Annotated in this window: 17 protein-coding genes and 1 riboswitch; of the genes, 10 read left to right on the top strand and 7 right to left on the bottom strand. The window is 69.6% G+C overall.

Annotated elements, in window-relative coordinates:
* Positions 1–3: 3 nt before the first annotated feature.
* On the bottom strand, positions 4–291 hold the full coding sequence (locus GA707_RS18280) for a hypothetical protein (RefSeq protein WP_152179895.1): 288 nt from the start codon (positions 289–291) through the stop codon (positions 4–6).
* Positions 292–357: 66 nt separating this feature from the next.
* Positions 358–1713 (bottom strand): bifunctional o-acetylhomoserine/o-acetylserine sulfhydrylase, encoded by a 1356-nt coding sequence (locus GA707_RS18275; protein WP_255425105.1) that lies wholly within the window; start codon positions 1711–1713, stop codon positions 358–360.
* A gap of 44 nt (positions 1714–1757) precedes the next feature.
* A riboswitch (SAM riboswitch) is annotated at positions 1758–1877 on the bottom strand.
* A gap of 47 nt (positions 1878–1924) precedes the next feature.
* Here GA707_RS18275 and mgrA point away from each other — a divergent pair.
* The 8 genes from mgrA to GA707_RS18235 all read left to right on the top strand — a co-directional run bounded on the left by mgrA (position 1925) and on the right by GA707_RS18235 (position 10682).
* A complete protein-coding gene (mgrA, locus tag GA707_RS18270) occupies positions 1925–2971 on the top strand; it encodes an L-glyceraldehyde 3-phosphate reductase (protein ID WP_304650384.1) in 1047 nt (348 codons plus the stop codon).
* On the top strand, positions 2964–3410 hold the full coding sequence (locus GA707_RS18265; RefSeq protein WP_152179893.1) for a nitroreductase family deazaflavin-dependent oxidoreductase: 447 nt from the start codon (positions 2964–2966) through the stop codon (positions 3408–3410). Before mgrA ends, GA707_RS18265 begins: the two co-directional genes overlap by 8 nt.
* Before the next feature lie 151 nt (positions 3411–3561).
* Positions 3562–4347 (top strand): ABC transporter ATP-binding protein, encoded by a 786-nt coding sequence (locus tag GA707_RS18260; protein ID WP_152179892.1) that lies wholly within the window; start codon positions 3562–3564, stop codon positions 4345–4347.
* Between the two features lie 26 nt (positions 4348–4373).
* Positions 4374–5192, top strand: coding sequence for an ABC transporter ATP-binding protein (locus tag GA707_RS18255; protein ID WP_226963940.1), 819 nt, complete (start codon positions 4374–4376; stop codon positions 5190–5192).
* Positions 5189–7096 carry a long-chain fatty acid--CoA ligase gene (locus tag GA707_RS18250; protein ID WP_226963939.1) on the top strand — a complete coding sequence of 636 codons (1908 nt, stop codon included), beginning with the start codon at positions 5189–5191 and terminating at the stop codon, positions 7094–7096. Before GA707_RS18255 ends, GA707_RS18250 begins: the two co-directional genes overlap by 4 nt.
* Positions 7096–8010: a branched-chain amino acid ABC transporter permease gene (locus GA707_RS18245; protein ID WP_152179890.1), complete on the top strand. Its 915-nt coding sequence runs from the start codon at positions 7096–7098 to the stop codon at positions 8008–8010. The genes GA707_RS18250 and GA707_RS18245 overlap by 1 nt, the downstream gene beginning before the upstream one ends.
* A complete protein-coding gene (locus GA707_RS18240) occupies positions 8007–9260 on the top strand; it encodes a branched-chain amino acid ABC transporter permease (protein ID WP_152179889.1) in 1254 nt (417 codons plus the stop codon). Before GA707_RS18245 ends, GA707_RS18240 begins: the two co-directional genes overlap by 4 nt.
* Before the next feature lie 69 nt (positions 9261–9329).
* Positions 9330–10682, top strand: a complete 1353-nt coding sequence (locus GA707_RS18235) for an ABC transporter substrate-binding protein (protein WP_152179888.1) — start codon at positions 9330–9332, stop codon at positions 10680–10682.
* 98 nt (positions 10683–10780) lie between these two features.
* Here the strand turns inward: GA707_RS18235 and GA707_RS18230 are convergent, their stop codons facing one another.
* The 4 genes from GA707_RS18230 to GA707_RS18215 are packed head-to-tail and all read right to left on the bottom strand — an operon-like array spanning position 10781 to position 13711.
* Positions 10781–11221, bottom strand: coding sequence for a hypothetical protein (locus tag GA707_RS18230; protein ID WP_152179887.1), 441 nt, complete (start codon positions 11219–11221; stop codon positions 10781–10783).
* Complete coding sequence (locus tag GA707_RS18225; protein ID WP_152179886.1) at positions 11214–11576, bottom strand: hypothetical protein; 363 nt, start codon at positions 11574–11576, stop codon at positions 11214–11216. The genes GA707_RS18230 and GA707_RS18225 overlap by 8 nt, the downstream gene beginning before the upstream one ends.
* Positions 11573–12796, bottom strand: a complete 1224-nt coding sequence (gene rocD / locus GA707_RS18220) for an ornithine--oxo-acid transaminase (protein ID WP_152179885.1) — start codon at positions 12794–12796, stop codon at positions 11573–11575. Before rocD ends, GA707_RS18225 begins: the two co-directional genes overlap by 4 nt.
* A 45-nt stretch (positions 12797–12841) precedes the next feature.
* A complete protein-coding gene (locus GA707_RS18215) occupies positions 12842–13711 on the bottom strand; it encodes a patatin-like phospholipase family protein (protein ID WP_152179884.1) in 870 nt (289 codons plus the stop codon).
* Positions 13712–13757: 46 nt separating this feature from the next.
* Here GA707_RS18215 and GA707_RS18210 point away from each other — a divergent pair, with 46 nt between their 5' ends.
* A complete protein-coding gene (locus tag GA707_RS18210) occupies positions 13758–14657 on the top strand; it encodes an alpha/beta fold hydrolase (protein ID WP_152179883.1) in 900 nt (299 codons plus the stop codon).
* Between the two features lie 30 nt (positions 14658–14687).
* Here the strand turns inward: GA707_RS18210 and GA707_RS18205 are convergent, their stop codons facing one another.
* Positions 14688–15374: a SprT-like domain-containing protein gene (locus tag GA707_RS18205; RefSeq protein WP_152179882.1), complete on the bottom strand. Its 687-nt coding sequence runs from the start codon at positions 15372–15374 to the stop codon at positions 14688–14690.
* A gap of 501 nt (positions 15375–15875) precedes the next feature.
* Here GA707_RS18205 and GA707_RS18200 point away from each other — a divergent pair.
* Positions 15876–16484 carry a polysaccharide deacetylase family protein gene (locus GA707_RS18200; protein ID WP_226963938.1) on the top strand — a complete coding sequence of 203 codons (609 nt, stop codon included), beginning with the start codon at positions 15876–15878 and terminating at the stop codon, positions 16482–16484.
* Positions 16485–16500: the final 16 nt, after the last annotated feature.

Raw genomic sequence — 16500 nt, 5'->3', positions numbered from 1 at the left:
CCGCTACCCACGAACGCCACCGAACATCGCTCCGACCTCCGCCTCGACCTGGAGGTATGCGGCGCCCGCCTCACCCGCGGCCGACGCCAGGGCGGTCAGTCCGCTCACGAGCTCGACCCGGACCGCGGTCCAGTTGCCGAGGAGCTCGTCGAGGGCGCGGGCCACCGACACGTCGCCGAGGTCGCCCGCGTGGACCCCGACCCCGTCGAGGTCGGTGAGGACCTCCGCCACCTCGCGGAGGTCCTCACCGAGCGCCGCGACCGCGGCACCGTCGACACGCAGGGTTGCCATGGCGACACGCTGCCACAGTCCGGCGACGACGCCTGCGGGTTATCCACAGGCCCGTTTCGGGACGGCTCAGGCGTCGCTCGCGGCCGCCGCCGCGAAGCCCGCCTCGAGATCCGCGACGATGTCGTCGATGTGCTCGAGGCCGACCGCGAGGCGCACGAGGCCCGGGGTCACCCCCGCGGCGAGCCGGCCCTCGTCGGTGCCCTGGGAGTGGGTCGTCGTGGCGGGGTGGATCGCGAGGGACCGGACGTCGCCGATGTTCGCGACGTGGCTGTGCAGGGAGAGCCCCTCGACGAAGCGTCGACCGGCCTCGACGCCACCGGCGATCTCGAACGAGATCACCGCGCCGGCACCCTTCGGGGAGTACTTCTGCGCCAGGTCGTGGGTCGGCCCGTCCGGCAACGAGGCCCAGATGACCTTCTCGACCTGGTCGTGGCCGGTGAGGAAGGCGGCCACTTTGTGGGTGTTCTCGATGTGCCGCTCCATGCGCAGGCTCAGCGTCTCGATGCCCTGCGCCACGAGGAAGGCGTTGAAGGGGGAGACTGCCGGGCCGATGTCGCGCAGCAGCTGCACGCGTGCTTTGAGGATGAAGGACAGGTTGGCCCCGAACGGGCTCCCGACACCGAGGTCGGGGCCGTAGCGCAGGCCGTGGTAGCTCTCCTCCGGAGTGTTGTAGTTGGGGAACTTCTCCGGGTCGGCGGCGAAGTCGAAGCGACCGCCGTCGACGATCGCGCCGGCGATCGAGGTGCCGTGGCCGCCGAGATACTTCGTGGCCGAGTGCACGACGATGTCGGCCCCCCACTCCAGGGGACGGATGAGGAACGGTGTCGCGATCGTGTTGTCGACGACGAGGGGCACGCCGTGGTCGTGGGCGACTCCGGCGATCCCCTCGATGTCGAGGACCTCACCCTTGGGGTTGGCGATCGTCTCGCCGAACAGCAGCTTGGTGTTCGGCCGCAGCGCCGCCCGCCAGGACTCCAGGGACGTCGGGTCGTCGACGAAGTCCACCTGGATGCCGAACTTCGGCAGGGTGAACTTGAGCAGGTTGAACGTCCCGCCGTACAGACTCGGACTGGCGACGACGTGGTCGCCGGCCTCGGCGATGTTGAGGATGGCGAGGGTCTCGGCGGACTGGCCGCTCGCGAGCAGCAGCGCGCCGACACCGCCCTCGAGGCTGGCGATCCGCTGCTCGACGACGTCGGTCGTCGGGTTCATCAGCCGGGTGTAGATGTTGCCGAACTCCTTGAGCCCGAACAGGTTCGCCGCATGCTCGGTGTCGTTGAAGACGTACGAGGTGGTCTGGTAGATCGGCAGCGCCCGGGCGCCGGTCGCCGAGTCCGGCTGCTGACCGGCGTGGATCTGTCGGGTCTCGAAGGCCCAGGTGTCACTCATCGAGTGATCGTCCCTTTCCGTGAAGTGGAGCAGAGGCCACGGGCACGGCCCGCGGCAGGAAAACGGGTGCGGGACACCTCCCGCGCTTGCGGGCCCACCTCACGATGCGCCCGCCAGGTCCTCACCCGGGGCACCCCACCGCGAGTGGAGGGTTGCCGGCCAGCGAGCCGGGGCTTGTCGTGCTGGCACTCATGACCTGCGCCCACCTTACCCCCGTGGCCGGAGCGTGCCATGCTTGCCGACCATGACGTATCACGACCTGGACTACCTCGCCGCGGGCGACCGGTACGACGCCGGGATGGTCTGGCGCCGCTGCGGCCGCTCGGGCCTGGACCTGCCCGCCATCTCGCTCGGCCTCTGGCACAACTTCGGGGACGACGTCCCGCTGGAGCGCCAGCAGGCCATCCTTCGCCGGGCCTTCGACCGCGGGGTGACGCACTTCGACCTCGCGAACAACTACGGCCCGCCCTACGGGTCGGCCGAGCGCAACTTCGGGACCCTGCTGCGCCGCGATTTCCTCCCCTACCGGGACGAGCTGGTCATCAGCTCCAAGGCCGGCTACGACATGTGGCCGGGTCCCTACGGCCAGGGCGGCGGCTCGCGCAAGTACCTCATCGCGAGCGCCGAGCAGTCGCTGCGTCGGATGGGCCTTGACTACGTCGACATCTTCTACAGCCACCGCTTCGACGAGACGACGCCACTCGAGGAGACCATGGGCGCCCTCGACACGCTTGTGCGTCAGGGCAAGGCGCTCTACGCCGGCATCTCGTCCTACTCCGGACCCCGCACCCGAGAGGCGATCGCGATCCTGCGCGATCTCGGCACCCCACTGCTCATCCACCAGCCGTCCTACTCGATGCTCAACCGCTGGATCGAGGAAGACCTCCTCGACGTACTCGGCGACGAGGGTGTCGGGTGCATCGCGTTCAGTCCGCTGGCCCAGGGAATGCTCACGGCCAAGTACCTGGGCGGCATCCCGGAGGGCTCCCGCGCCGCGCAGGACAAGTCGCTGGACCCCGCCCTCCTGACCGACGCGTCCCTCGCGCACATCCGGGCGCTCGACGAGATCGCGAGCGGACGCGACCAGTCGCTGGCGCAGATGGCTCTTGCGTGGGCGCTTCGCGACGACCGCGTGACGTCGGTGCTCATCGGCGCCTCGAGCGTCGAGCAGCTCGACGACTCCCTCGGGGCACTGGAGCGGCTCGACTTCACCGATGAGGAGCTCGAGCGGATCGACGGCCACGCCGTGGATGCCGGCATCAACCTGTGGAAGCGGTCCTCCGATGGATGAGGGGAGCGCCGCATACGAGCCGAGCCCGACCGGCTGGGTTCGTTCCCAGGTGGACGTCATCGAGGAGACCGGCGACACGCGTTCGGTCCACATCCAGAACCGTCCGGTCGTCCTGCTGACGATGCGCGGAGCGAAGTCCGGGGCGATCCGCAAGGTCCCGCTCATGCGGGTCGAGCACGACGGGGTGTATGCGGCGGTCGCCTCGATCGGCGGCGGCCCGAAGCATCCGCAGTGGTACCACAACCTCGTGGCCGACCCACGTGTCGAGCTCATGGACGGCACGGACTCCTGGCCGACGGTGGCACGGGAGATCGACGGCGCGGAGTACGACGAGTGGTGGCAGCGGTGCGTCGCGGCCTTCCCGCCGTACGCCGACTACGTCGTGACCGCGACGGCGGCCGGGCGCCGGATCCCGGTCTTCCTCCTCGAGCGGGTCTGACCCCAGCCGCTCGAATGTGGCGTTCGGGCCGATCGAGGCGGGTTACTCGTCGGTCACATCTTGGTAACGGGGGTGGGGCCAAACCCCTCCACGGCGCGTGCGCTCACTACCGTTCGAGACTCCCCCGACCAGTACCAGGCCGAGGAGAGCAATGACGCTCGCCGTCCACAATCTCGAGGTCGTCTACGAAGACGTCATGCTCGCGCTGCGCGGCGCGAGCCTGTCTGTCGCCCCCGACTCGATCGTCGCCGTCCTCGGCGCGAACGGCGCCGGAAAGACGACCCTCCTTCGCGCCATGACCGGTCTGCTCGACATCCACCGCGGCCGGATCACCCGCGGTTACGTCAGCCTCGACGACGCGAAGATCGACACCCGCAAGGCAGCCGGTGTCGTGGCGTCGGGCGTGAGCCAGGTGATGGAGGGGCGGCGGGTCTTCACCGAGTTCACGGTCGAGGAGAACCTCCGAGTCGGCGCGCACACCCAGGCCGGGAGCGGCTTGAAGGACAAGTACGACCGGATCTACGGCATGTTCCCGATCCTGGCCCAGCGCAAGGCCGAACGCGCCGGCTACCTCTCCGGCGGCGAACAGCAGATGCTCGCGATCGGCCGGGCGATGATGTCCGAGCCGTCCTACCTCCTCCTCGACGAGCCCAGCCTCGGCCTGGCGCCCAAGATCGTCGAACAGATCCGCGACCTCATCGTCGACATCAACAAGGCAGGCACGGGTGTCCTGCTCATCGAGCAGAACGCAGCGATGGCGCTGTCGATCGCCGACCACGGCTATGTCATGGAGAACGGCCTCACCGTCATGGACGCCCCGGCCGCCACGCTGCGAGGCGACTCGGACATCCAGGAGTTCTACCTCGGCGGTGCCGGCGAGAAGCGATCGCTGCGCGAGGTCAAGCACTACAAGCGGCGCAAGCGGTGGCTGTCATGACCTCACCCACGACAGGAGCATCATCTGTGAGCGGGATCCCGCCCCTTCTCCAGGCCGATGACCTCACCCTCCGGTTCGGCGGCAACATCGCGCTCGACAAGGTCTCCTTCGAGGTCGCCGAACGTGAGCTGTTCGCGATCATCGGGCCCAACGGGGCCGGCAAGACGTCGACCTTCAACTGCATCAGCGGGGTGTACCGCCCCCAGACGGGCTCGATCCGCCTGCGCGGCGAGGAGTTGCTCGGGATGCGGCCCGACACCGTCGCCGCCAAGGGTGTGGCGCGGACCTTCCAGAACATCGAGCTGTTCGACAACCTCACCGTGCTCGAGAACCTCCTCCTCGGCCGGCACCAGCACATGGGCGGCTCGTGGTGGCAGGCGATGGCGTGGCTGCCGTCCGCGCGCCGGGCCGAGCTCGGGGCCCGGCGCGACGTCGAGAACATCATCGAGTTCCTCGACCTCACCGCTGTTCGGCAGATGCCGGTCGGCATCCTCCCCTACGGCATCAAGAAGCGCATCGAGCTCGGGCGGGCGCTCGCGATGGACCCCGTCCTGCTGCTCCTCGACGAACCCGTCGCCGGCATGAACGCCGAGGAGACCGAGGACATGGCCCGCTTCATCCTCGACGTCCGCGACCAGCTGCGCATCGCGATGATCATGGTCGAGCACGACATGCGGCTCGTCATGGACCTGGCCGACCGGGTCATGGTCATCGACTTCGGCCAGCGCATCGCTCTCGGGACTCCCGCTCAGGTGCAGCGCGACCCGGCGGTGATCGCCGCATACCTCGGCGGAGCCACCGATGACGTCAAGGGTCAGTTCGACCACTCGGAGGCGAGCTCGTGACCGCGACGACGACCCCCACCAGCTCCGCCGCGACCACGCACGCGACCTGGCACCTGTCCCGACAGCTGCGCGAGAACGCCGCGCAGATGCCGCAGCGGGTCGCCCTGCGCGAGAAACGACACGGCATCTGGCGAGACATCACCTGGGCGGACTACCTCGCCAACGTCGAGATGGTGGCGTATGCGTTGGCCGCCCTGGGCGTCGGACCCACCGACCGGGTGGCGATCCAGTCGGAGAACCGTCCGGAATGGCTCTACGTCGACCTCGGCTCCAACATGCTCCGAGCCGCGGTCGTGGGCTTCTACCCGACCAACCCGGTCGCCGAGATCCGTTACCTGCTGCAGGACAGCGGCGCCCGGGTCCTCGTCGCCGAGGACCAGGAGCAGGTCGACAAGGCCATGGCGGTCATCGACGACGTCGACACCCTCGAGTGGGTCGTCTACCTCGACAGCCGCGGCCTCGCCGACTATGACGACCCACGCCTGCTCTCCCTCGACGAGGCCGTCGCTCGAGGCGCAGAGCGGCGCGCGAGCGACCCCGAGCTGCTGAGCCGGATCGACGCGGAGAAGACTCCCGAGGACCTCGTCACCCTGATCTACACCTCGGGGACGACGGGTCCGCCGAGGGGTGCCATGCTCTCCGCGGACAACATCTCCTACGGCACCGACGTGTTCGCCGAGGACGACGGGATGTTCGGCTCCGACGGCCTCACGCACGACGACGTCCTCGTCTCCTACCTGCCGCTCTCACACGTCGTCGAGCGGGGAGTCACGACATGGGGCGGCCTTCGCAACGGCACGATCGTCCACTTCGCCGAGTCGATCGACACCGTCGTGGCCGACCTCGCCGAGGTCCAGCCGACCGTGCTCTTCGCGGTTCCGCGGATCTGGGAGAAGATCCAGGCGAGCGTCGCGATCCGGATGGCGAACGCCTCCCGGGTCAAGCGGCTGGCCTACGACCTGTCGCGACGTCTCGGTGACCGGGCCGCCCAGGAGCGGATCGGCACCGGTGGTGCGCACACTCCGCTGTCCCGGGTGCTGACGTTCTGCGCCTGGGTCCTCGCCGGGCGCAAGCTGCGTCGCCACCTCGGCCTCGCCAAGGTCCGCATGGCGCTCTCCGGCGCCGCGCCGATCTCGACCGAGGTCCTCACCTTCTTCCTCAGTATCGGCGTCCTCATCCACGAGGCCTACGGGATGACCGAGAACACCGCAGTCGCGACGGCGAACCGGCCCGGCAGAGTGCGGCTCGGAACCGTCGGGGAGCCCCAGCCGGGGATCGACCTGCGCCTCGACGACCGGACCGGGGAGATCCTCACCCGCCACCGCGGGACCTTCATCGGCTACTGGAACAAGCCCGAGGCCACCGCGGAGACGGTGGACGCCGACGGCTGGCTGCACACCGGCGACGTCGGCGAGTGGGTCGAGGGGACGCACCTGAAGATCGTCGACCGGATCAAGGACATCATCATCACCGCGGGCGGCAAGAACATCTCCCCCAGCGAGATCGAGAACGCGATCAAGGCGAGCCCGTACGTCCGCGAGGCGGTCGTCATCGGCGACCAGCGTCCCTACCTCACCGCGATCATCGGCATCGAGTTCGACACCGTGGCGGACTGGGCCTCCCGCCGGCGGATCGAGTACACGACCTATCGCGACCTGTCGACCAAGCCCGAGGTGATCGAGCTGATCGCCGACGTGGTCCGCGACGTCAACACCCGCCTGGCTCGGGTCGAGTCGGTGCGCAAGCTGCGCATGCTCCACAAGGAGCTCGACCACGAGGACGGCGAGCTCACCGCGACCCAGAAGCTCAAGCGGTCCGCGTTCGCGGCGACCGTGCCGCACCTGATCGACGACATGTACGCCGGCACCAGCGAGTACCCCGGCGCCGACCTCGGGAGGGGCTGATGACGACCTTCATCACGTCCGTGATCAGCGGACTGGGGACGGGAGCGGTCTACGGCCTGCTCGCCGTGAGCTTCGTCATCATCTTCCGGGCGACCGGTGTGCTCAACTTCGCCCAGCCCGGCCTGCTCATCATCGGAGTCTTCTTCTGCTCCTACTTCGCCGTGACACAGGGGTTGCCGTTCTACGTCTCGGTCGTGCTCGCGATGCTCGTCGCCGCTCTCGTCGGAATCGTCTCCGAGCGCGTGGCGATCCGGCCGATGGTCGGCAGGCCGGTGTTCGCGGCGGCCCTGGTCACGGTCGGGCTGTTCACCATCCTGCTCATCGTCGCCTTCCGGCTCTTCGACTCGGCGGCACGCACGATCAACGACCCGTGGCAGCTCGAGCAGGTGTGTCTCCTCGCGAGCGACACGGGCTGTGCGATCCCCGTCTACCACAACACCATCGCCCGGTTCGTCATCTCGATGGTGGTCCTCGGCCTGCTCGGCTGGTGGCTCAGCCGGTCGCGGATCGGACTGGCCATGCGGGCCACGTCGCTGGACCAGGAGGCGGCCCTGGCCCAGGGCATCGACGTCGGCCGGGTCTTCTCGCTCTCCTGGGCGATCGGAGGGGCGTTGGCGGCGCTGGCCGGCATCCTCCTCGCCGCGAACGGCTCGGTCGTCCAGGCCACCGACGCCCTGTTCGCCCTGGTCGCGCTGCCGGCGCTGATCCTCGGCGGCATCGACTCCCTCAAGGGTGCGGTCGTCGGAGGTCTGCTCATCGGCCTGATCTCCTCGATCACGAGCACCTACCAGCCGATCTACGCACCATGGCTCGGGCCGAACTTCGAGAACGTCGTGCCCTATCTCGTGATGATCCTCGTCCTGCTCATCCGTCCCTACGGTCTGTACGGCACCAAGGAGGTGCAGCGGGTATGACCACCGCCACCGAACCCGACGCGTCCCCGGGCACGGCCGACGCCGTCGCTCGCGAGGCCCAGGGGCTGGAGCGACTCACCGGGTACTCCCGCTCCCTGCGCTCCTCGGAGGGCGGGGGCACGGTCCCCGGCGCGGCCCGGCGCGGCCGACCGCGACTCGTCACGGCGTACGCCAAGGACCAGGCGCTGCTCAACACCCCGGCCAAGCGGTGGTGGACCATCGCTGCTCTCGTCGTCGCCCTGCTCGCGCCGTTCTACCTCACCCGCGACCTCACGCTGCTGCTGTCGATGGCGATGGTCTTCGCGATCTCGGGTATCGGCCTGAACCTCCTCACGGGCTACGCGGGACAGATCTCGCTCGGTCATCCGTTCTTCATGGCCCTCGGCGCCTACACCGCCGCCGTTCTCGGCGGCAGCCCGGGCAGCACCACCTGGGGGTTCGAGCTGGATCTCGCGATCGCGCTTCCCATCGCCGCACTCGTGCCGGCGGTCGTCGGTCTGCTCGTCGCGCCGCTGGCGGTGCGCGTGCGCGGGCTCTACCTCGCGGTGCTCACCCTCGGTCTGCTGATGCTCGGTGAGCAGATCTTCAAGCAGTGGAGCCAGCTCACCGGTGGCTCGGGGGTCGGCCGAGGCGTCGCCCTCCCCGTCCTGTTCGGCCGCGACCTGTCGGTCCGGTACGCCCTCGGGCCGTGGATCATCGACGAGGACATCTCGCTGTACCTCATCTGCCTCGCCCTCCTCGTCGCCCTCGGCGTCATGGCGCGCAACATCGCTCGGAGCCGGACCGGTCGGGCCTTCGCCGCGGTCCGCGACCGCGACATCGCCGCCGAGATCATGGGGGTGAACCTGCTGCGGACCAAGACCCTCGCGTTCGTGCTCAGCTCCGCCTACGCGGGCCTCGCCGGGGCGCTGATGTCCCTCCTCGTGGGGAGGATCGTCCCGGAGCAGTGGAACATCTTCCTGTCCATCCAGCTCCTGGCGGTCGTCGTCATCGGTGGCGTCGCGACCATCACCGGGACGATCATCGGTGCTGCGTTCGTCGTGCTCCTCCCCCGGATTCTCGAGGAGCTCGCGCCGTACCTGCCCTTCATCGGCGGTGCCACGGGCGGCGGCATCATCACGATCTTCCAGCTCGAGACCATCCTCTTCGGAGCTCTGATCATCCTGTTCCTGACGCTCGAGCCACGGGGCCTGTTCGGCCTCTGGTACCGCGTCCGGACCTACTTCAAGGCTTGGCCCTTCAGCTACTGACCACCCCACCACCCCGACCGAAGAACACCACCCTCTCCACCCGCCTCACGAGATCAAAGGAGCTCATCCATGAGGAAACCCCGACCCATCAGCAGGGCAGTCGCCCTCGCAGCCGCAGGCGCGCTCGTCCTGGCCGGGTGCACGGCCGTCGACGAGAGCGGCGACGGCGACACCGCCGACGGCACCGAGACCTCGGCGACCGACGAGATCCAGATCGGTGACGGCGTCACCGAGGAGCCCTGCCCCGAGGCGGTGAACCCCGACACCGGGTGCATCTACCTCGGAGTCCTCTCCGACCTCACGGAGGGCCCGTTCGCGGCGCTGGCCGTGCCCATCGTCGACGGACAGCGCGCCTACTGGGAGCAGGTCAACGCAGACGGCGGTATCGCCGGCTACGAGGTCGACATCGACACCTACACCCGCGACACGAAGTACCAGGCCGCCGAGCACGCAGCCGCCTACCAGCAGATCGAGCCCAACATCCTCGCGCTCGCGCAGACGCTCGGTACCGTCAACACGGAGGCCATCCTGCCCGACATGGACGCCGCCGACATCGTCGGCGCCCCGGCGTCCTGGTGGTCCGGCTACGCCTTCGAGGAGAACGACTTCGGTCTCATCCTCGAGAACGGCTACTCGTACTGCACGGAGGCCATCGTCGGCCTCGACTGGTTCGCCGAGAACCACACCGCACCCGAGTCGGTGGCCGCGGTCGGATACCCCGGTGACTACGGCGGCGACTCCGCGGCCGGTGTCGAGAAGTGGGCCGAGGCCAACGGCATCGCCGCCGAGAACGTCACGGTCGTCCCGACCGGTCCGAACCAGGTCACCGGCAACCAGGACGCCGTCGTCTCGGCGATCACCGAGGCAGACCCAGATGTCGTCGTGCTCGCGGTCGGGCCGGCCGAGAACGCCGAGATCGTCGGCAAGCTCGCCGCCGGTGGCTTCACGGGCCGCTTCATGGGCTCGCTGCCGACGTGGAACCCAGCCCTCCTCGACAGTGCCGCAGCGCCGGCCCTCACCGCTCTCTACAACCACATGTCCATCGGCGAGCAGTGGGACGGCGAGAGTGAGGGCCTGGCCGCGATGAAGGAGACCCTCGACGCCCCGCCGCCGAACGGTGGCTACCTCATCGGCTGGCTCATGTCCTACCCGATGCACGCCGTGCTCGAGCAGGCCGCGGAGAACGGCGACCTGACCCGGGCGGGGGTCCGCGCAGCCGTGCCCGAGGTCGAGGTCGACTACCAGGGCATGTCGACGAACCAGTCCTACAACGGCAACGGCAAGGACATCGCCGTCTCCGCCATCAAGGTCTTCGAGCCCAACGCCGAGAACCCGCTCGGTGTCGTGTCACTCGGTGACTTCTTCGAGGGTCCGACCTGGGACCAGGTCGACTACGACCAGGCCTGCGTGTCGACCTCGTGACCCTGTCCGTCACCTGACGGACGTCGGGTGATGCGGAGCCCCCGACCACCTCGGTGGTCGGGGGCTCCTCGGTGTGCGCGGCGCGCCAGTCGGAGCGTTCAGTCGGTATGCGGCGCTCGCCCGCTGCGGGCCAGCCACCACAGCCCGATCACCGGCAGGACCAGGGGCACGTAGCCGTAGCCGTTGCCGAACTGGGACCACACGGTGCGGTCCGGGAAGGCGTCCGGCACGAGGTAGGAGGCGATACCGACGACGACGACCCCGACCATCTCGATGGAGATGGCCACCCAGGCCAGCCGTCGCATACCGCGGGCCAGGGCGACCGTGGCGATGAGGTAGACGACGGCGGCGAAGGCGGACAGCACGTACGACAGCGGAGCCCGCTCGAAGTACTCGACGATCTGGAGGATCGATCGGCCCGTCGCCGCGAGGGCGAGGACTCCGTAGACGGAGACGATGATGATGCCGGGCCCGGAGCGCAGGTCGTGAGAGGCATCACGGGTCGTCCCGGGGTGGGGGGTCGAGACCGGGTCAGACATTGAGGTTCCAGATCTGCTGGAGCCTCGCCGTCATGACGAGCACGGCGAACGCGCCGACGGCGATCGAGCCCATCGCCCACCGCGTCTTCTCCTTGATCGCCAGGAAGGTCGTCATCAGCGGGATGAACGGCAACGACACGAGGTAGGCCGCGAACGTCGCCAGCTCACTCCCCTCGTCGATCGAGGACATCCGGGCCAGCCCGATGACGAGCTGGACGAGCGTGCCGAGCAGGACGACCGCCGCGACGCCGAGGAGCGGGTCGTCGATCAGACGGTCGCGGTAGGCGTACACCCCCGCGAGCACCATGAGGACGAGGCTGGCCGCGCAGACGACGAGGGTGAGCGCGAAGATCATCCGGCCCGACGCTCCCGAAGGATCTCCGTGATCGTCGAGACGATGAGGTCGATGTCCTTCTTGCTCGCGACGATCGGGGGCGCGAGGCGGATGGTCGAGCCGTGGGTGTCCTTGGCGAGCAGGCCGCGCTCCATCATGGCGACGGACATCTCACGTCCGGTCATGATGCCCGGGTCGATGTCCAGGCCGGCCCACAGGCCGCGGACCCGCAGCTCGACGAGCCCGGCACCCACCAGCGGACGCAGACCCTCCTCGAGCCGCCTCCCGAGGCGGGCCGCCCGGTCCTGGAAATCGCCGGTCTCGAGAAGCGCGACGACGGCGCGCCCGACCGCGGCGGCGAAGGGGTTGCCGCCGAAGGTCGACCCGTGGGAGCCGGGGGTGATGACGCCGAGGACGTCCCGGTCGGCGGCGACGGCGGACACCGGCAGGATGCCGCCTCCGAGCGCCTTGCCGAGGATGTACATGTCCGGGACGACGTCCTCGTGGTCGCAGGCGAAGGTGCGCCCGGTGCGCGCCAGACCCGACTGGATCTCATCGGCGATCATGAGCACGCCCCGGGCGGAACACATCTCACGCACCTCACGGAGGAAGCCGTCCGGAGGGATGACGACGCCGCCCTCGCCCTGGATCGGCTCGAGCAGCACCGCGACGGTCGTGTCGTCGATGCGCTCGTCGATCGCGGCGAGCGAGCCGTACTTGGCCAGTCGGAAGCCGGGGGTGTAGGGCGAGTAGCCGACTCGGGCCACCTCGTCCGTCGAGAACGACACGATGGTCGTCGTCCGGCCGTGGAAGTTGCCGTCCATGACGACCATCGACGCCTGGTGCGCCGGAACGCCCTTGACCTCGTAGCCCCATCGACGGGCGACCTTGATCGCGGTCTCGACAGCCTCGGCGCCGGAGTTCATCGGCAGCACCATCTCCTTGCCCGTCAGGCGGGCCAGGTCGCGGGCGAAGAGCGCCATCTCCTCGCTGTAGAAGGCTCGTGACGTCAGCGTGAGCCGGTCGAGCTGGGCGTGGGCCGCCGCCACGAGATCGGGGTGTCCGTGGCCGAAGTTCAGGGCCGAGTACCCCGCCAGGCAGTCGAGGAAGCGCCGGCCGTCGACGTCGGTCACCCAGGCTCCGTGGCCCTCGCGCAACACGATGGGCAGCGGGTGGTAGTTGTGCGCGGCATACGTCTCGGTGAGGGTGATGAGGTGCTGCGCGTCGTCGCGGTCGGTCACGGCGAGGTCCTTCTGGGGCAGGGGGTCGGAGGTATGCGGTGCAGCCTATCCGTCGGTTCGCACCGGCTCGTGCCACACCTCGACGACCCGGCCGGCCACGTGCGCGGCCTGGGCGGTGCCGGCCTCCCGGGCGGCCGGCGCACAGGTCGGGTCGAGCAGGTTGCGGCCCATCGCCGCCAGGGATGCCTCGTCGGGGACGATGCAGGTCGAGCGCACCCGAGGCCCGAGCGAGGCGAGCTGGGCCCGGGGGCGGTCGGAGCGCCGGAGCGCGAACGCGACGGGCGCGATGACGAGCACTCGGTCACAGCCGATCGCCATGTCGGCGTTGGCCACGGTCCGGATGCCCCCGTCGACGTAGCGGTCCCCGTGGATCGTCACGGGTGGGTAGAGGAGCGGCACGGCGCAGCTCGCGGCGACGGCCCGCGCGAGCGGCACGCCGCTGTCGCGGGTGAAGGCGACGGCCTGCCCCGTGTCGGCCCGCACGGCCGTGATCATCAGGTCGCGATCTGGCCAGTCGGCGTCGTCGATCCCCTGAGCGACGGCGGCGACGAAGGACTCCTCGTCGATGACGGCCGAGCGCTCGGCCCGTCGGGCCAACCAGGCCCGCCCGCTCGCGCGTGACCCTGGCCGCACTGAGGCGGCCAGGTAGCGGGCCAGGACGCTCGGTCCCATCCGCGTGCCGGTGGCGGCGACGGCGGGTGAGTCGAGCCGGTCCAACGCCTCGTGGATGTCCCGCCCCAGGGCGAGGTGGCTCGCTACGACGGACCCGGCGCTGCTGCCGACGAGGAGATCCGCCGCAGTGACGTCGATACCGTGCTCGGCCAGTCCGAGGATGAGGCCGATCTCCCAGGCGATGCCGGCATGTCCTCCGCTGCCGAGCACGAGGGCACGGCGCGTGGATCCGGACTCGCGCATACGACCATGCTAAGCGGGCGCTCACCCGGGTCGTAGACTTGGCGCCATGCCGAGAGCCGCTGTCACCGATGGGATCGAGCTGGAGTACGAGGTGTTCGGCGACGGGGTGCCCCTCTATCTGGTCATGGGGCTGAACACCCAGATGGTCGCCTGGCCGCGCGAGCTCATCGACGACCTCGTGGGGCGTGGGTACCAGGTCGTCCGGATGGACAACCGGGACATCGGGCTGTCGAGCAAGACCGAGGGACCTGCCCCACAGCGCAAGGACGTCATCACGTCGGTGGTCCGTCCCGCCAAGGCCCGGGCCAAGGCCGACTACCTCATCGAGCACATGGCGGCCGACATCGTCGGCCTCATGGACCATCTCGGCCACGACCGCGTCCACCTCGTCGGTGCGTCCATGGGCGGGATGATCGTCCAGCAGATCACGATCGACCACCCCGAGCGGGTCGCCTCGCTCTGCTCGATCATGTCGACGACAGGTCGCAAGACCGTCGGCCGGGTCCATCCCTCGCTCCTGACCAAGCTGCCGTCCACGCTCCTCGCCGAGCCCCCGAAGGACCGCGCTGCGGCGGTCGACCGGGCGCTGCGCACGTGGCGCTCCATCTCCGGACCGCACTACGACGAGGACCGGATCCGGGAGATCGTCGAGCTGTCGCTCGAGCGCAGCACCGACACCGTGGGCGGGGTGCGTCAGCTCATCGCGATCGGTGCGAGCCCCGACCGCACCGAGGGTCTGCGTCGGATCGAATGTCCCACCCTCGTCATCCACGGGATGCGCGACAAGCTCGTCACTCCGAGTGGTGGCGTCGCGACCGCACGAGCGATCCGGCACTCCCGGTTGTTGATGTTCCCCGACATGGGGCATGACCTCCCGACCCCACGTCTGGCGGAGATGGCCGAGGAGATCGACCGCAACGCGCGACGGGCCGTCGTTCCGGCCTGACCGCGGTGGCGGCAGCGGTGAGGCCCGGCCTCAGGCGGGCTCGACGAGGTCGAACGGAACGCTGAGGATGCCCTCGTCGACGCGGACCTGGTAGCGACTCCGGCCGACGCCCTCGATCTCGCCGGTGCAGCCGTGGAACCGTCCGTCCGCCACGATGCGGGCGACGGTCCCGAGCTCGAGCATCGGCTTCTGCGCAATCATGCCGACGGGACCACCGTCGGAGCGGGCTCCGGCCACGGCCCGGACATAGTCCGGGTGTGCGGTGAAACCTCGGCCGCGGTAGGTCCACTCGAACAGATGCGCAGGGTCGAACGACGACGAGCACTGCGCGCACGCGATGAGCCGCGTCGGACGCCGGTGGCGCCGGACCTCGTGCCCGGCGGGGCAGATGCCGATGAACGGCGCCAGCTCGCGCGCGGCCTCGGACGAGAAGCACCGCTGGTCGCTGGCCCCGATCTGGCGGGCCTTGGCCTTCCACACCCTGTCGTGACCATGGTCCGGCCCGACGAGCGCATGGGCGATCTCGTGCAGGATCGTGTCGCGGACGAGATCCTCGTCGTGTGCGCGGGTCAGTGGCCCGCTCAGCGTGATCCGGCGGCTCCTGAAATGCGTGGCCCCGGCCCGGGTCTTCGCCCGGTCGAGTGCCAGGGTCCAGTCCCGCAGTCCGTGCTCGTCGAGCAGGGATCGGGCCAGCCGCAGCGCGGTCGCGGTGTGCATCGGCGGCCTTCCTCCTGGCGCTCGAGTCGGGGGTATGCGGTGGTGCGGGCACCAGCGTAGGCGTCGCCACCGACAGCGCAGGTCCGTCGTCCACAGCCCTCTCGACACGGTCCGCTCGTCACGTCGACGTCCACTGTGACGTCGTCGTCAGCCGTCAACCGTCCGGTCCCCTCGGGCGTCGTATCGGTGGCCACCGAGGAGGCGATCGTGATGCGGACGACGACCACAGGGTCACGATGGGCTCGGTGCGCGGTGGCCGCAGTCCTCCTCACGGTGTCACTGGTCGCCAGCGCCTGTGGTTCGGACGCTCCGGAGCAGGGACGGAGCACCGCCGCCCCCACCGCGACGCCGCCGACGCGCACCTGGACCACGAGATCGTCGACCCCTGCACCGACAAGCCCTGGGCCGACGACCCCAGCGCCGACACCTACCGCGGCGACAACCCCAGCGCCGACAACCCCTCCCCCGGCACCCTCATGCGACCTCGGCCCCTACGAGGGAATGGACGTCGAGCGGGTCGCGACGACGAAGCGGGTCGTCGCGCTGACCTTCGACGGCGGCGCCAGCGACGCCGGTGGGCGGAAGATCCTCGACACCCTCGCCGCGAAGAACGCACCGGCCACCTTCTTCTTCACCGGCGACTTCACTCTCGACCATCCGGCCCTGGCCCGGGAGATCGCCCGTTCGTACCCGGTCGGCAACCACACCCAGACGCACCCCGACCTGACGACCCTGACCCGCACCCAGGTGGTCGACCAGATCCGTTCGGGTCGAGCGACGATCCGCGCCCAGACCGGCGCCGAGACGCGGCCGCTGTTCCGCTTCCCGTTCGGCGCCCGTGACGCGACGACGATCGGCCTGGTCAACGACGAGTGCTACGTCGCCTACCGGTGGACGGTCGACACCCTCGGCTGGAAGGGAACCTCAGGCGGCATCACCGCCGAGATCGTCTACGAACGCGTCATGGCCGGCCTCCAGCCGGGCGAGATCGTGCTCATGCACGTCGGCTCCAACCCGAAGGACGGCACCACTCTCGACGCGGACGCGCTTCCGCGCATCATCGACGGCATCCGGGCCGCCGGCTACACCCTCGTGACCCTTCCCCGGTGAGCGATGACCCCCCGAG

It is taken from the genome of Nostocoides sp. F2B08, assembly GCF_009184895.1.
GTDB lineage: Bacteria > Actinomycetota > Actinomycetes > Actinomycetales > Dermatophilaceae > F2B08.
This window is presented reverse-complemented; position numbering and strand designations above follow the sequence as displayed.

Excerpts from the sequence above, each read along its gene's own strand:
- GA707_RS18215 (WP_152179884.1), bottom strand. The coding sequence starts at position 13,711 with ATGCGCGAGTCCGGATCCACGCGCCGTGCCCTCGTGCTCGGCAGCGGA.
- GA707_RS18245 (WP_152179890.1), top strand. The coding sequence starts at position 7,096 with ATGACGACCTTCATCACGTCCGTGATCAGCGGACTGGGGACGGGAGCG.
- GA707_RS18225 (WP_152179886.1), bottom strand. The coding sequence starts at position 11,576 with ATGATCTTCGCGCTCACCCTCGTCGTCTGCGCGGCCAGCCTCGTCCTC.
- GA707_RS18260 (WP_152179892.1), top strand. The coding sequence starts at position 3,562 with ATGACGCTCGCCGTCCACAATCTCGAGGTCGTCTACGAAGACGTCATG.
- GA707_RS18200 (WP_226963938.1), top strand. The coding sequence starts at position 15,876 with ATGGACGTCGAGCGGGTCGCGACGACGAAGCGGGTCGTCGCGCTGACC.
- mgrA (WP_304650384.1), top strand. The coding sequence starts at position 1,925 with ATGACGTATCACGACCTGGACTACCTCGCCGCGGGCGACCGGTACGAC.
- GA707_RS18210 (WP_152179883.1), top strand. The coding sequence starts at position 13,758 with ATGCCGAGAGCCGCTGTCACCGATGGGATCGAGCTGGAGTACGAGGTG.
- GA707_RS18240 (WP_152179889.1), top strand. The coding sequence starts at position 8,007 with ATGACCACCGCCACCGAACCCGACGCGTCCCCGGGCACGGCCGACGCC.
- GA707_RS18265 (WP_152179893.1), top strand. The coding sequence starts at position 2,964 with ATGGATGAGGGGAGCGCCGCATACGAGCCGAGCCCGACCGGCTGGGTT.
- GA707_RS18205 (WP_152179882.1), bottom strand. The coding sequence starts at position 15,374 with ATGCACACCGCGACCGCGCTGCGGCTGGCCCGATCCCTGCTCGACGAG.
- GA707_RS18280 (WP_152179895.1), bottom strand. The coding sequence starts at position 291 with ATGGCAACCCTGCGTGTCGACGGTGCCGCGGTCGCGGCGCTCGGTGAG.
- GA707_RS18230 (WP_152179887.1), bottom strand. The coding sequence starts at position 11,221 with ATGTCTGACCCGGTCTCGACCCCCCACCCCGGGACGACCCGTGATGCC.
- GA707_RS18235 (WP_152179888.1), top strand. The coding sequence starts at position 9,330 with ATGAGGAAACCCCGACCCATCAGCAGGGCAGTCGCCCTCGCAGCCGCA.